The sequence below is a fragment of the Steroidobacter sp. genome (assembly GCF_016790065.1).
Taxonomy (GTDB): domain Bacteria; phylum Pseudomonadota; class Gammaproteobacteria; order Steroidobacterales; family Steroidobacteraceae; genus Steroidobacter.
In genome coordinates this window covers 1-15240 of the sequence record NZ_JAEUPY010000780.1, presented here as the reverse complement: position 1 = coordinate 15240, position 15240 = coordinate 1, and the positions used below count along the sequence as shown (strand labels likewise).

Annotated in this window: 11 protein-coding genes; 4 read left to right on the top strand and 7 right to left on the bottom strand. The window is 62.1% G+C overall.

Annotated features, from left to right (window positions below; genetic code table 11):
* Positions 1–610 (top strand): glycosyltransferase (locus tag JNL55_RS31630; protein ID WP_293864022.1); only part of this gene is annotated, 610 nt, incomplete at its 5' end.
* 1 nt (position 611) lies between these two features.
* On the opposite strand, the gene JNL55_RS31625 is transcribed toward JNL55_RS31630, so the two are convergent.
* Positions 612–1571, bottom strand: a complete 960-nt coding sequence (locus tag JNL55_RS31625; protein WP_293864019.1) for an MBL fold metallo-hydrolase — start codon at positions 1569–1571, stop codon at positions 612–614.
* An 86-nt stretch (positions 1572–1657) separates the two neighbouring features.
* Here JNL55_RS31625 and JNL55_RS31620 point away from each other — a divergent pair, with 86 nt between their 5' ends.
* Both JNL55_RS31620 and JNL55_RS31615 read left to right on the top strand, forming a co-directional pair.
* The gene (locus JNL55_RS31620; RefSeq protein WP_293864016.1) at positions 1658–2146 is read left to right on the top strand and encodes a hypothetical protein; all 489 of its coding nucleotides are present in this window, start codon (positions 1658–1660) and stop codon (positions 2144–2146) included.
* Between the two features lie 149 nt (positions 2147–2295).
* Positions 2296–6162, top strand: coding sequence for a M48 family metallopeptidase (locus JNL55_RS31615; protein ID WP_293864013.1), 3867 nt, complete (start codon positions 2296–2298; stop codon positions 6160–6162).
* On the opposite strand, the gene JNL55_RS31610 is transcribed toward JNL55_RS31615, so the two are convergent.
* The 3 genes from JNL55_RS31610 to JNL55_RS31600 all read right to left on the bottom strand — a co-directional run bounded on the left by JNL55_RS31610 (position 6149) and on the right by JNL55_RS31600 (position 11561).
* Positions 6149–8719: a hypothetical protein gene (locus JNL55_RS31610; protein WP_293864010.1), complete on the bottom strand. Its 2571-nt coding sequence runs from the start codon at positions 8717–8719 to the stop codon at positions 6149–6151. The two genes, JNL55_RS31615 and JNL55_RS31610, sit on opposite strands and share 14 nt — an antisense overlap.
* 110 nt (positions 8720–8829) lie before the next feature.
* A complete protein-coding gene (locus tag JNL55_RS31605) occupies positions 8830–9723 on the bottom strand; it encodes a DUF6999 family protein (protein WP_293864007.1) in 894 nt (297 codons plus the stop codon).
* Positions 9720–11561 (bottom strand): 3-oxoacyl-[acyl-carrier-protein] synthase III C-terminal domain-containing protein, encoded by a 1842-nt coding sequence (locus tag JNL55_RS31600; protein WP_293864003.1) that lies wholly within the window; start codon positions 11559–11561, stop codon positions 9720–9722. Before JNL55_RS31600 ends, JNL55_RS31605 begins: the two co-directional genes overlap by 4 nt.
* A gap of 139 nt (positions 11562–11700) precedes the next feature.
* Between JNL55_RS31600 and JNL55_RS31595 the strand changes: the two genes are divergently transcribed.
* Positions 11701–12438, top strand: a complete 738-nt coding sequence (locus JNL55_RS31595; protein ID WP_293864000.1) for a helix-turn-helix domain-containing protein — start codon at positions 11701–11703, stop codon at positions 12436–12438.
* Positions 12439–12444: 6 nt separating this feature from the next.
* Here the strand turns inward: JNL55_RS31595 and JNL55_RS31590 are convergent, their stop codons facing one another.
* The 3 genes from JNL55_RS31590 to JNL55_RS31580 form a co-directional block, all read right to left on the bottom strand.
* Positions 12445–13137 carry a DUF2238 domain-containing protein gene (locus JNL55_RS31590; protein WP_415923203.1) on the bottom strand — a complete coding sequence of 231 codons (693 nt, stop codon included), beginning with the start codon at positions 13135–13137 and terminating at the stop codon, positions 12445–12447.
* Positions 13138–13206: 69 nt separating this feature from the next.
* Positions 13207–13863: a DsbA family oxidoreductase gene (locus JNL55_RS31585; protein ID WP_293863995.1), complete on the bottom strand. Its 657-nt coding sequence runs from the start codon at positions 13861–13863 to the stop codon at positions 13207–13209.
* Between the two features lie 58 nt (positions 13864–13921).
* The coding region (locus JNL55_RS31580) for a DNA-3-methyladenine glycosylase 2 (RefSeq protein WP_293863992.1) at positions 13922–15240 on the bottom strand (1319 nt) is incomplete at its 5' end.

Below are 15240 nucleotides of genomic sequence, written 5' to 3'. Positions count from 1 at the left end.
TCAGTTCGCACTGCGAGGTCTCGAGATTGGCGCGCGTCGACATCGCATTCTGTTCGTCGGTCGTATGGTGGAAAAGAAAGGGCCGACCATCCTGATCCGTGCTTTCGCCGAAGTGCATCGACAGCTGGCGGATGCGGAGCTGGTGATGGTCGGCGACGGGCCCATGCTCGCCGAGTGTCGCTCACTGGCGGACTCGTTACAGGTGCCGGTGAAGTTTTTAGCTGCGGTGCCTCACTCGCGCGTCAAGGAGGAGATGGAGCAGGCACGCGTGTTGTGTGTGCCGAGCATTACTGCGGCGGATGGCGACGCCGAAGGGTTGAGCACCGTGATCGTGGAAGCCCAAGCGGCCGGTGTTCCGGTAGTGACGTCGGCTCGTGGCGGAGTCGGTGAAGCCATCGAAGACGGCGTCACGGGCTACGCGTTTGCCGAGACGGATGTGAGCGCGCTGGCCAGCGCATTGATTCGCTCGTTGAGCGATGACGAGCGGGCCACCGCGATGTCGGTGGCCGCCCGTGCACGAGCCTGTAACTTGTTCGATCTATACAAATGTACGGCGGCGCTGGAGACGCTGTACGACCACAGCGTCGATTCACTCCGCCATCACAGCTGAGTTATTCAGCGACCCAAACGAACTCTTCGCCGCGCTTCTCGAACTTGCCCAAGCCGGGGTAGGGGAAGTGCACGGCATAGATGCGCTGACCGCTGGCCGCGCTCTGGGCCAACACTTCGGCGCGACTCTTCTGTGCCGTTGGCGCGTCGTGGTCGAAGGCAATGGTCCAATCCGGCTTCTGCACCGACACCACGTAGTGATGCATGGTGTCGCCGATGTACAGCACCGAGTCGGCGCCGGCACCGATCAAATAACCGGAATGGCCCGGCGTGTGGCCTTTGATGTCCACGGCTTGAACCACGCCCGGCACCAGGTCGGCACCCGGCTTGAACGCATCCACTTTCGGCGTGACCGCAGTGACCAACGCGACCGGGTTGCCAACCCCGACTTTGGCGCCGTTCTCGGCACTCAAGCCTTGCAGAAAGGCCCAGTCCGCCGCGCCGATGTGAACCGTTGCGTTCGGGAACACCAGCGCGCCGTCGGCGTTGACCAGGCCGCCGACGTGATCGCCGTGCACGTGTGAAATGAAAATGTCGGTGACGCTGGCGGCTTCGACGCCGGCCTCGGTCAACGACTGGCCGAGCTTGCCGGCGGTCGGGCCGAAGTTGGTGCCTGCGCCGGTATCGAACAACAACACCTTGTCGCCGGCCTTGACCAGCAGCGGTTCGATGGTGAGGCCCAGCTTGTCGGTGGGCAGGCCGGCAGCGGTCAGTACTGCAGCCACTTCCTCCGCGGTCTTGCCGACACCGACGACCTTATTGTCGTTGGGGAATTCCAGCGTGCCGTCCAGCAGGCTCAGTGCTTGGTATTCGCCGATGCTGAAGGCACCGGGAGCCTTAGCGGTTTCGGCAGGCGCTGCGGTTTCCGCGGCGGCCGGCTCTTTGGGAGCTTCCGACTTCGGCGAACAGGCAGCGAGGGTCAAGCCAATGGCGGCGGCGAGCGCAAGCGAGGTAATTTTCATGCGTGGCGAGTCAATGTTGTAAAAGGAACGTGCCGGTGAGAATCCTCGCAGACCGCCGCCGTCATGGTCAAACGGATTAGCCTACAATGACCGCTTTCGAACCTCAGATCTCTACCATGCGCCATGTAACTCTGCCTTTGGTCGCCGCCACTGTGACGTTGCTCGCCGGGTGCGAACAACGCGCGCCGTCCGTGTATGTGCTCGAGGGGGAGCAGCAGGTGGTGTTGACCGGCTCGGCCTCGCCGGCCCAGGTTCAGCAGGGCGAAAAGGTGGTGCTGCATGTGGAGCGCCGGATCACCGGCACGTGGAAGCAGATTTCGCGGGACGAACTGAAGCCCGGTCAGTGCTGGGTGTATCGCCCGCCACAGCAGGTGGAAGCGGAGGTCGCGCAGAGCCTGCAATGGGTGGTGGATCCGGAGCGCTCGGTCGAGTTTCACTCCGACTACCAGATGGACCAGACCCGCGGCGCCACCATGCTTCGCAAGGGCAAGATCACGTTGATTCCGGTCAGCCCGGTCAAGTGCGAAGAGGGCCGCAGCGTGGAAGGCGCGCCCATCGAGATCGAAGTTTCTTGAGCGGCACCGCCGCCGAACTAACAAACTTTGTGCCGTAAACACCCCGCGAGCATCGCGGGCCGGGCGACTGTGTGAGCAATCATTGTCGACCCGGGTGCCGTTCTGTTATATCCGCGCGGCAGCTCGAGTTATAACAAGAGAGCGGTGTCATGACAGCGGAACACGTCTACCCGGCCGGTCCCAGCTCAGTGCCGGCGGATCTCACCAAAAGCACCCAGACCTATCGCTTGCATGCCTGGCTGGCCATGGGCGGCCTGGCCTTGTTCGTGGCGTTGTATCTGGGGCTCACGGCCTGGTTCAGCTGGACCGCCTATCGATTGTTTCTAGGCGCCACCCATGGCGGCGAGCCGTTGTGGAGTGCGGTGGGCGGCGCCTGTGCGGCGTTCCTGGCCATCTTCATGTGCAAGGCGCTGTTCTTCGTCCAGCATCGGCATCAGATCGATGACATCGAGGTTACCGCTCAGGAACAACCGCGGCTGTTTGCATTCATCAATCGCCTGGCGGACGAGGCCGGCGCGCCACGAGCGCATCGGGTGTTTCTATCCCCCCGAGTCAATGCGGCGGTCTTTTACGACCTCACTGTGCTGAACCTGTTGTTTCCTTCGCGCAAGAATCTGGAGATCGGCCTGGCGCTGGTCAACACGTTGACCTTGGGCGAGTTGAAGGCGGTGCTGGCGCATGAGTTCGGTCATTTCGCCCAGCGCAGTATGGCGGTGGGTCGTTGGGTTTACATCGCCCAACAGATCGCGGCTCACATCATTTCCAAGCGCGATGCGTTGGACAGCTTTCTGCGGGGCTTGTCGCGGTTCGATGTGCGTATCGCCTGGGTGGGTTGGCTGTTGTCGCTGATCATTTGGTCGATCCGCTCCATGATGGAGACAGTGTTTCGCTTGGTGCTGTTGGCGCAGCGCGCCTTGTCACGTGAAATGGAGTTGCAGGCGGACCTGGTTGCTGTGTCGCTCACGGGTAGCGATGCGCTTATTCACGCGCTCCACAAGCTGGGTGCGGCCGATGAAGCGTGGAGTCGCGCGGTGGCTTTCGCGGACTCGGAGGTGCGAGAGAAACGCCGCGTTGTCGATTTGTTTGCCGTGCAAAGGCATGTGACGACGAAGTTGCGCGAGGTGCTCGACAATCCGGCGTACGGCGACATCGATCCGCTACCCGCGACCAGCCCCGAGCAACATCGAGTGTTCAAATCATCGCTCGGTCAGCCGCCGCGCATGTGGAGCACTCATCCGGAGAATTCCGAGCGCGAACTCAACGCCAAGCGAACCTATATCGCTGCGGCCATCGACGACCGCTCTGCCTGGGAACTGTTCGACGACGTATCCGCGTTGAAGGAGCGGATGACCGCGCACGTGTTTCGTTCGATCACGGATGCGCAGGCGGTGCCGGTGGAGGAGTCGCTGGCGAAGCTGGATGAGAAGTTCAACCGCGCCTATTACGACCGCTCGTATCGGGGGGCTTATCTGGGCCGTCCGCTGACCAATCATTCGCAAAGCGCCGGTGAGTTGTACGGTCCGGTGTTGCGGGATGAGCACATTCTTGCCGAGCTGGAGGCCATCTATCCCGAATCGTTGGCGGCGGAGTTGCAGCAGTTGCGTTCGCTGGAAGAGGAGTACGAGGCGCTGCGAGCCCTGCAAGAAGGCTTTCTGACCGCGCCCGGCGGCATCATTCGTCATCGCGGTAAAGAGTTGCGTCGTGCCGATCTGCAGCAGGCCATCGAGGATTGCAAGGAAGAGTTGGATCGAGTACGCACCGCCGTGCTGGGTCACGACAAGCGTTGCCGAAGCGTGCATCTATCGGCCGCCAAGCAGTTGGGCAACGGTTGGGAGGACTATCTCAAAGGCTTGCTGGCGCTGTTGCATTATGCCGAGCATAACGACGCGAATCTGCAGGACGCTTACGGCGCCATGCGTAACGTGCTCAACATCGTCACCGCTGACGGTCGCGTTTCCGATGGTGAGCGTCGGCGGCTGATCCATGCCTGCGCCGACGTTCACAACGCGCTTCGTCACATCTACGAGGACGAGGGCAGACTGATTCAGTTGGATCGCACCGTGCTGCGTCGTTTGAAAGTGGACAGCTGGCAAGCGGCGCTGGGCGATTTCAATTTGCCACCGGCAGATCAAAACAACCTGGGCGATTGGCTTCAGGCCATCGATAGTTGGGTAGGGAGTGCGGCGGCGGCTTTATCAGCGCTGCGTCAGGCCTCGCTCGAACAGTTGTTGCTGGTCGAAGGGCAGGTGGCGCGCTTCGTTCGAACCAAGCTGCAACCGGGCGCGGCGCCCGAGCCCAGTGTGGTGCCGAATCAGTATCCGGTGTTCGTGCCGGGCAGTGAACGGCCGCGCCAGAAGAAGCTGGATCTATGGGATCGTTTCCACGTCGCCGATGGATTGGTGCCGACGTTGGCGCGCTTGACGGTGGCGTGCGGCATCATCGCAGCGGTGCTGAGCGTCGGCACCACGGTAGGTACGGTGGTCAACACGACTATCGTAAATATTTATAACGGCCTCGGCCGGCCGGTCAAGGTTGCGGTCGGCGCCGACGAAGTACGTCTGCGGCCGTTCTCGCACGCCAAGTTGCCGTTGCTCGATCAGGAGCATTACGTCATCAAGACCACCGCAATCACCGGCGAGTTGATCGAGGAGTTCCAGGTCGATATTCCGTCCGGCTCGAATGACAATGTTTATAACGTCGCTGGTGCCAGCCTGCTGATGGAATGGACTGCGGTTTACGGCAATGTCACTGCGCCCGCCGAGCGGGTTGTCGGGCCGATGCGCTGGACGACGTCCGATGCGAGTTTCATTTTCGAGGAGCCACCGTCGCAGCTCAGTACGCGAAGGTCCAGCAGCGGCGATACGCGGACCGTGCTGAGTGCCTATGGCGCCGAGCATCCGACGCCGCTGTTCCAATGGGTGAAGGATCAAAAGCAGTTACACGACGTGACCGCCATGCACGTCATCTGGGATTCCAGCGATGCTCAGTACACCGCTTTCTGGCTGAGTGCCGCCTCCGGGATGTCGGACTTCGACGAACTGCTGCGTGCTCGGCTGGCGCTGCAGCCCAATGACATGTTGACGCTGCGTGCGGAACAGGACTTCGCTCGAGAGGGGCGGCGCCTCGAAGTGTGTGAACGTCACCGTTCGCTAGCGAGTGGCCAACCGAGCAACTTCGATTTGAAGTATCTGACGGCACGCTGTCTCGAAGGCGACGCGGAGCGGGATCGTGCGTTTGCGGAGTTGTATGCGCAGGCGCCCACCAATGGCTGGTTGGCGTTTGCCGTGGCGTACTCTCATTTGCAGCAGGCTCATTGGCAAGAGGCGCTGGCGCCATTGGACGTGGCGTTGCAAAGCGTGCCGCCCTCGATGGGCGAGCGAATTGCGATGGATACTCTGCGCGTGCGCCGCATGCTCAGCGATACCGGCAAAGCCGCTCTGGGCGGGCTGGAACAGCACTCGCGAGCGCTTTCTTATTTCGATTCATTGGAGTCGGGGGCTGGCGTGCAGCCCGGCAACGATCGTGCTTACTACCACCTGGGCCGTGGCGCTCCGGCGCTGGCGATGCAAGAGTTGGAGCGGGATCAGGCGCCGGACCCGCGCATCGTGCGCTTCGCTGCGGCGTCGGATGGCGCTAAAGCCGATCTGATTGCCAAAGCGTTGGCATTGCCGATCACCGAAGGCATCGATCCGGATACGGTGCTGGTTTCGTTGGCTCTCGCGTGGCGCGAGCGAGCCGATGCCGAGCCCTATCTGGCTTCCTTCCGTGCCGAGCCGACACCGGACGCGCAGCGGGTGCTCGAATTCATGTCCTTGGTCCGGCAGGGCGACGTGGCGCGCGCCGAACAGCAACTCGATGACATCGATATCAAATTGCGTGCGCGGGCTTACAGCGCCGCGTTGGTGTTGTTAGGCGAGCGAGCGCCGAAGGAATGGCGAGTCGCGGCCAATCGGTTGTTGTTCGTCCCCGAGCGGCCGTATTTCGCAGCCGCTAACACTGGACTTAAAACGCAATAGCGGCAGGCGCGGTCGCGGCGGCTTGATCCACGGGCGCTGGCGTGGGGGCGGCCGGCGCAGGAGCAGGCTCAGTGCCCGGGGGCGGCGGCAATTCTTCCGCAGTCAGCGCGGCTACATTGATCACCGAAGGATCATCACGCAGCCTCACGTACAAACCGCTCTTGCCGGGCCGAGGCACGGGCAACGCACGGCCCGGAAATCCTGCCGGCACAGCGATGGCCTTCTTGAATTCCGAATCGCTGGACACCGAATCGACTAGAAACAAATTCGAGCCCGTGAGCTTGCAGGCCTGCTCGGCCACGGCCGGGCACTGCAGTGCCTGCAGCACCGGCAGTCGCACCAGCGTCACCAACGACTGCCAGTCGCCCGCGACACCCTGATTCACTATTCGATACTTCAGTGGCCCGAACGCGGAGAAGCCAAACGCTTTGGCCGGGTCGAACGTGACTACAGCCACTTTGCTATCGACCAGCGTGATGCCGCGATTTGCCAGGCTGAGCGTGGTCGCGAACCCTTCATCCTTGCTGGCCACTTCAATGTTGGCTTCGCGGCTGAAGATCGCCGGCGACTTCGCCTTCACCGAGAAAATGAGCTGCGCGTCTTGCGGCAACTGATCTTCGCTGGCGAGCTGAATGTTGCTTTCGTTACTACGCGTCGAGAGCTGCACGCTCTTGCCGACCAACTCGACGCTGGGACGTGGCGCGGCCACGGTGACGTTGACCGTATAGCTGCGTCCATCTCGAAGCTTGACCTTGGCTTTGACGGTATCGCCTTGTTGCAAGCTCGGGGCGGGCTGTTCGGGCGCGGCGTCCGCCGTCGTGCTCTCAGGCTCGACTGGCCTCACCACTTCCATTCTCAGCGCATCGCTCTTGGTATCGGTGGCCGACGGCGTCGGCACGAAGTCCAAGCCCTTCAACGACAGGCTGGCGACATCGCTGAGTCGGCTGCCCTTGAGAACGCCATGCGACTCGCCGGCATGGATGGCAAAGCTTTCGAAGCGGCCGGCTTCGGGATAAGCGCGCAGCTCGACCGGGTGCGGTTCGCTGGAGCCGAACTGAGACACCAGCAAAGTCACGGCGCCGGGCTCGGCCTGCTGCAACGGCAGGTTGATCTCGACCTCGTTGGCCTTTACCGGCGACCAATCGACGCGCAGCTCTTTACCGCTGGGATCCTTGACCATGATGCGATCGATGCACGCGACGCTGCCGGCTTGCAGATGAATGGTGTTGGCGCGGCCGATGATCAACGAGCCGTCATCGAGGGACGAGGGCGACCAGGATTGCGAGTGGGTGTTGACCAATTGGAAGCCCGGGCCGTCGAACTTGTCGAAGCCCCAGTAGCCATGCAGCGAACCTTTGAATCGTTCCGACAGGCTGGCGGTCGCCAGCGGCGAGGTGTCGACCACGAAGCCGCCTTGAGTGGCATCGGCCGTTGCCGGCAGATCGATAGTTTCGCCGTCCTTGCCTGCCACGCGCAGCACCGTGTTGTGCGCGTACTCGGTTGCGAACACCAACGGGGCGCCTTCCACCGGTAGCACCAGCGAGTCCCTGCGAGCGCAGTAAATATCCTTCGGGCTCACGGCGTGCAGCGGTGGCGGCAGCGCCTGCTCAACCGCCGGCAGCGCTGCGACCAGCACCGACTTGGGATTCTGAAACGAAGGCGGCGTGTTGAGCGTCAGCGTGAGTTTGGTGCCCAGCGCGGTGGCCAGCGCTGGGATGTATTGATAATTGGCGACTCGGAACGAATCGAACAGCCGGCCCAGGTCGAACAGCGACGACAAGTACGGGCTGTAGTAACCATAGTTGGCTTGCGGCGTGTGGCTGGCAGCCATGACCAGGTCGCTGGCGGGGCCCGTGGTCAACGATTCGACGATGGAGACGCTGTGACCGTCGTTGAGGATCAGCGTTTCCTGTCCCTGCATCAGGCAGGGCGCCTGCAATTGCGGCAGACGGTCGAGACACTTTTCATCGGCCTTGATGCCGAGGCTGCGTGCGAGCAGCGGCGTCGTGTCCTTCAACACGGCCGGGTTCGCAGCGTTGAGATGGCGAATGGACGCGAGATAGCGCTCGAGGCGCGAACGATCCAGCGTGGCCTGATTCAACTCCTGCGTGGCTCGAACGAATGCACCCGGCCGGCCGCGCACCGCGTTGCTCAGGGTTTTGAAATCGCCGCCGTCTTCGGGCGCCAGGAAGATCAGCGCTTGCTGGGCGCCTTCGGGCACCGTCACGGTGAGGCCTTTCTGCTGGCAGGCCTTCTTCCAAGCCTCACACTTGAAGAACCAGTTCTTGGGCGGCGGATTGGTGGGGCCGCGCAGGAAGGCGAGGATCAGCAGGTAGTGCTCGGACTGCGTCTCCGGAAAGTCCGCCTTGATCCACAGCTTGTCGCCGGTGGCCAGATGCGGGGCCTGTGCGATGGGCAGCGTCGCGCCACCGCGAGTCACGGTGACTTCGAGCGACGGGCCCGTCAGGTCGAAGGGAGCAGCAGTCCCGGCGGCGTGGGCCCAGGAGGCTGAGCAAAGGGCGAGGATGGCGAGCCATCGGCAGAGACGCGAATTCATGGGGGCGAATCGTAGGGGAGAGCGCGCGTCGAGCCAACCCGCTTTGGCGCTTTCCGAGCCAATTTGTCGGGGATTGTGGGGCGATACGACGCGCGCTGTTCAGCTGGGCTTCAGTTAGCGGCCGCTTTTTCGCGGGCTTGCGCGCGTTTGTATTGGACCAACAACGCATGTTGCGTTTCCGTCGCCAGGCCGTGCAGCACCAGGCGAAAGCCGGCCCGCAGCGTCGACATGGGCACCAGCGGATGCCGATTGTTGATCAATGCCGGGGTCCAGGCCGTGCCCAGCAGGCGCGCCACATACAGGCCGACCGTCTCATCCAGCTGCAATGAATTGGAGGCGCGCCAGAAGTCGTTGTCGGTCAGCAGCAGCTGATACACCGGCGTGTACAGCTCGATGGCGGTTTGCAGATCGATGAAGTTGCTCCAGCGATCCGGCAGCGGCTCGATGGCCAGATCGCCGTCGCTGATGCCGCTGAAATCCAGCTCGTCGATGGGCGCGAGTTCCAGGCCCTGCTGGCGCAGTTGCTGATTCAGGCCGATGACGAAATTGAACAAATTGATGTCGTGTTTGAGATAGAGATGATCGCGCACTTCCGCCAGCCGGCGCGGCTTCAGCGGCGTGGTTTTCATTTGCACGCCGCGGGTATTGCGAGCGATGAAATCCAGGATCTCCGAGCCCAAATGGAAGTGGCGAAAGATCAGCAGATTGGCGTTCGGCGACACCCAGGTGCGCATGTTCCATTCCAGCAGTCGATGTAACAGCGCCGAAGAGGTGAAGCGCTTGGGCAGCACGATCTTGAGTAGCTGAAAACAAACGATGCTGGCTCTCGCTAGCGGCCGCACCAGCGGCAGCAGGAACTGCCGCGAGCGCGAGCTGAGATCTTCCAGCCAGGCACGTTTACATTGCTCGGCCAGCGGCAGGCTTTGATCCAGATACAACGCGCGCCACGGGCTCGGGTCCTCGGGATCGTGCGGTTCGCTGAGAAACTTCGGTTGAGTACTCACAGAACGTGCTCCATCTGCAGGACGTAGAGATCGGCAGTCGCGCGGGCCACGGCCAGGATGCGTTCCTCACAGCCCGGGCTGAGTTCGATCGCCATTTCCACCGCGCTGAGCCAGCGGGCCAGGTGCGACACATCGTTGTCGCCGTGATAGGTCAGGAAGCGGAACGATTGCGCCGGCAGTTCGAGTTGTTGTTTCAACAGCGGTAACAGGGCCGGGATGATTCGCTGGCCGGTGCCTTCGATGATGTAGATGGCGCCGAGCAACCCGAACGGGTTCGACTGGCTCGCCAGTCCATGCATATAGGCGTTCAGCGCTTCGCCGCCGGGATTGCGACGCAGGTCCTCGATGGCTTGGGCGGTGCCGCCCGCCAGGCGATAGTCATCGAATAGGATTTTGAAGTCGTTGTGTTCTTCGCCGGCGTGCTTACGGACGAGGGTCGCCAGCAGCGAATATTGTTCGTCCAGGTGGTCCGCGCCCGCGACCATCCAGCGACTACCTTCGCGAACTTGCGGAATCCAACAGCCCATCCACTTCACGTAGTCCGCGTTGGTGAATTGGCCGGTGGTGATCTTCTGGACCAACGGTGTTCGCCACGCGCGAGAGCGATAGTCGTGCCAGACGGATGCAAGCGCCTGGACCAACTTCGCCGCTTTCGCCGATTGCGTCGTTGAGACTTCATGAGGCGGGGCGATGTCGAGTGCTTCGCTGCTGCTGTTCGCCGGCACGACCTCCAGCTGCATGAAGGACACGCTGAAGCGTCCCGACTCCGGCACGAAGCACAGGATCTGCTGGCCCGGCTTGAGCTCGCGCTCGCGCACGAAGTCCGCCAGCATGATGAATATCGACGCTGCGCCGGTGTTACCGCGCCAAGTGAGATTGCTATACCAGCGGTCGCGCGGGATCGCGAGGCCGGCTCGTTGCATCAAGTCCTCGACCACACCGGCGAATTTCTGCGACGAGTAGTGGCACAGGAAGTGATCGATCTGCTCGGGTCGAAACACGTCCTGCTGAACCAGCGTTGCGTACTCGTGAATGCCCAGCTCGAACAAGTTCGGTAGCAGGCGCACGTCCTGTCGTAACAGGAACGCGCCGTCGGCTTCGGCGTCGGCCAACGAGGCGTAGTCGAGATAGGACGGTCCCGAGCCGTCGGCGGCCTTGCCGATCTGCATACACACCGGCAGATCGCCACTGAAGGAACGATTGTGAATCCAGCGCAGCTTCAGAGATAACCCAGCGTTACGCGGCTGTCTGCTGAGCAAGCAAGCGCCGGCGCCATCGGACAGCATCCATCTCAAGAAGTGTGAGTCGAAGTCAGTCTCGTACTGGCGAGGAGCGAAACGCGAGCGCTTGAACATTCGCGACGGCATTTCGCTCGCCGCGACCAACGCGTGTCCGGACTCGCTCAGCTCCAAGGCAGTCGCAGCGTGTTGCATGGCTGCCATGCCGGCAGCGCAAACACCTTGGTGAGTGCTGGTGGTCATCGGCGGCGCATGCAATTCGCCTTGCAGCATGTTGGCAAAGCCGGGCATGGCCAGATCGCCGCCGGAAGAACCGGTGCACAGGATTGTCACGTCTTGCAACGTGACGTGCGCGTCGGTGATGCAATTGTTGATGGCCGCCGCCGCCATTTGTGTAGTCGAGTGGACCGTCGCACCTGCATCGTCGATGGCGTAGTGCCGTGTGACGATGCCGTTCTCCGCCAGAATCCGTCGCTTGATGCGTGCCGAGGTGGCGTTGAGCGGAGCGATGAAACGATCGATGTCATCGTTGGCCACCGGCTGGCCCGGCAGGAACGACCCCGTGGCGGTGACGAACACACTGTCGAATCGAATCGGCATGAGAGCGCCTCTCGTAGGGTGTGATGTGATGCGCGCTCAGCCTGCGGGCGGCCGCCCAGCGGTTCAAATACTCGCCTCGGCGTGACACCTTCCGATACGCCCGGTATCGTATCGTTATACTTTCGGGAAAGCGCTGCGAATGGCCAACTCCAAATCGCTGATCGACAATCTGAAGGCTGTGTTGAAACTGCGCGGCGTCACCTACCGCGATCTGGCCAAGCGCTTGAAGCTCAGCGAGCCCACCGTCAAACGCGATTTGAGTCGTGGCACGTTCTCATTGCAGCGGCTGGATCAGATTTGCCACGTGGTGGGCATCGACTTGGAAGACCTGGTGCATCCGCCGGCACCGGGCGCCATGCTCACGCAGCTCAGCGACGAGCAGGAGCGGGCCATCGTCAACAAGCCCAAGCTGTTGCTGGTGGCCTATCTCACCGCCAACGACTGGCGCTTCCAGGAAATCGTCTCGACCTTTCAGGTCAACGAGAGCGAGCTGATCGACATCCTGCTGAAGCTGGAGCGGCTCGGTATCGCCGAGTTCCTGCCGCCGAACCGGATTCGCAAGCTCACGGCGCGTAATTTTTCATGGCGCAAGGATGGGCCGGTGCACGAGTTCTTTTTGAAGCGTGTGGTGCCGGAGTTTTTCGGCGGCCGTTTCGAGGGGCCGGGCGATGAGCTGCGTTTTTTCGGCGGGCTGCTGACCGCCGACTCATTGATGAAGTTCAAGGCGGGCATCGATCGGCTCGCCACCGAGTTCGAAGAGCTGGCTCACAAGGATGCGAGAAAGCCGCTGGCCGAGCGCGACAGCTGTAGCGCCATCTTGTCGCTGCGAGCGTGGGAGTTTTCCGAGTTCAACAAACTGCGGCGCGGTCGCAAGTAAGCCCAGTCAGCTCTTGGTCGCCTTCTTCATCATCTTGGCGATGGCCACTTCGCCGAGCGGTTCGCGACTATGCACGCGGAAGCTCTCGGCCCATTCGGCTTGAAAGTCGCGCTGATACTTGGCGTTGATACACAGCGTGATCAGCATCGTGATCAATGCACCCAACGATGCCAGCGCCATGTCCTTCTGCGCATCCCAGATGTCGCCTTGCGCGCCAAGGAACGCTGCTCCGAGATCGCCGCCGAACACTTCGGCTGCGACCCATTCGACCAGCTCATATAGCATCGAGCTGGACATGGTGAGGTCGAGCGGCAGGAAGTAACCCCAGAAGCCGCGCACCGAAGCGATGCGCAGGAACACTTCTCGAATCGGATACGCCAGCAACAAGCCGTAGCTGAAGTGCACCAACCGGTCGAAGTTGTTGCGCTCCCAGCCGAACAGCCCGTTGATGGAGAAGCCCAGCCAGTGTTGTCCGGCCGCTTCGTACGGCACTTCGGCGTAGGTGTAGTGCGCGCCCACCGTATGCAGGCACAGGAACACAAACAGGCAGGTATAGGAGACGTTGGAGAGCGGGAACACGCGATGGGTGGCGACGATGCCGGCGGCTCCCGCCAATAGCAGCACGTTTTCCAGTACCCAGTCCGAGCGGTGCAGGGGTGCAATGGCCAGCGCCACCCACAACACCGCCCAGGCGGCCATCAGCAGGAGCAAATAGTTCTTGCGCGTCAAGCGAGGTCCCACGTTCCCCGGAACGCGCCGAATCTTACCCTAGTTGGTGTGTTTCTCGGTCGCGATCTGGCGCAGCGCTTGTTCGAACACTTCGACCGGCTGCCCACCCTGGATCAGGTACTTGTTGTTGATGATGACCGAGGGCACGGCGCGGATACCGAGGCGGCCGAAGTGCTGTTCGCGTTCGCGGACCTCGTCGGCATAACGGTTGGATTCGAGAACCTCGCGAGCGCGCACCGGATCGAGGCCGATCTGTGCGGCCACGTCGATTAGCACTTCGCGATCGCTGGGATTGCGGCCGTCGGTGAAATAGGCGGCGAACAAGGCCTTCTTCAACTCATGCTGACGGCCTTCCTGCTCGGCCCAATGCAACAGCCGATGAGCGTCGAAGGTGTTGTAGATGCGAGCGCGCTTGTCCATGTTGAACGTGAAGCCCAGTTCCTCGCCTCGGGCCCGAAGGCCTTCGCGACTCTGTTCCATCTGCTCGGGCGTCGAGCCGTACTTCTGAGTGATGTGTTCGCCGATGTCCTGGCCTTCGGGCGCCATCTGCGGATTGAGTTCGAAGGGTTGGAAGTGGATGTCGGCGCTGACGTCGGAGCCGACGCGTTCGATGGCTTGTTCGAGGGACCGCAGCCCGACCACACACCAGGGGCAGGAAACATCGGAGACAAAGTCGATCTTGATCGGGGCGGTCATGAGCTTTCCGGAACGGGGACAAAGGAAACCGGAAAGATGCGGGCGACCCGCCAGCAATTCAAGGTGTCGCAGTTTTCGGTGCGGCGAGACTGCGCCACAGGTGCATCACTGCGTAGCTGCGCCACGGCCGCCAGCTTTGCGAGAGTTCTTCGGCCTCTTTGGCAGTCACGCCCCCGAGCGCGTTACGAATGGCAATGTCTTCCTTGGGGAACGCGTCGGGCCAGCTCAAAGCGCGCATGGCGACGTAATGCGCGGTCCACGGGCCGATGCCTGGCAGTTCGGCCAGGCGACGAATGGCGTCTTCGGGTTTGTAGAGCACGCCGCCATCCAGCGCCAACGCGCCGGACAATTGCGCCTGAGCCAAAGCGATGATGCTCTTGGAGCGCATGCTGACGATGCCCAACTTGGCGATATCGTCGACGGTGGCGACGGCGACGCGAGCCGGCGAGGGCGTGAGACGACTCAGATCCGGGTAGGGCGTGACGATGGGTTCGCCGAACGCTTCGGCGAATCGGCAACCGAGCGTGGTCGCTGCTTTGACGGTCACTTGCTGGCCGAGAATCGCACGCAGACCCAACTCGAAGCCATTGAATGCACCTGGCACACGCAGGCCGGCTGTGCGCTTCACGAGCGGTGCGAGGCGTTCATCCTTGCTCAAGTGACGCACGATCAGGTCGATGCGCGCGTTCAAGTCGAACAGGCTGCGCACTCGAGTCAGCAGCGTGGGTAACACGCTGGTCAGGCTGTGACTGAATTCCAGGTTGAGCGTGTTCGGTTGTTTGGCGTGAGTGACTCGAATCCAACCTTTCGCTGCTCCCATGTGCACGGTGCGTGCGTAGGCGCTGTCCGTGACCCACTCAATACCCTTGAGTGCACGGAACGCCAGGAATTCGAGCACGCCAGTCCAGTCGTAGGGCGGTCGATAGACCAGCTGTAGTGTTGAGCTATCGCCGTTGGCTGCTGACGATTCAATCTTCACATTCTTGCGGAGGCGCGTCGGAGCGAGTCCGTAGCGTGAGTTGAATGCGTCATTGAAGCGTCGCAGGCTGGAGAAGCCGCTGGCGAACGCAATCTCGGTCACGGGCAGCGTGGTCTCGCTGAGCAAGCGCTTTGCCAGCAGCAACCGACGGGTGAGCAGCAGCTGCACCGGTGCCACGCCCAGCTCCTTGTGAACGATGCGGCGGATCTGTCGCGAGCTCAGTTCGAACTGTTGGGCGATCGCTTCGAGCCCGGCGTCGTTGCCGATGGAGCCGTCCTCGAGTCGTTCGACGATGAGCTGCGCGATTCGTTGCGAGTCATCGACGGGGGCGTTGCCGGGCGCAAGTTCAGGTCGGCAGCGCAGGCACGGTCGAAAGCGCGCTTGCTCTGCCTGCTGGG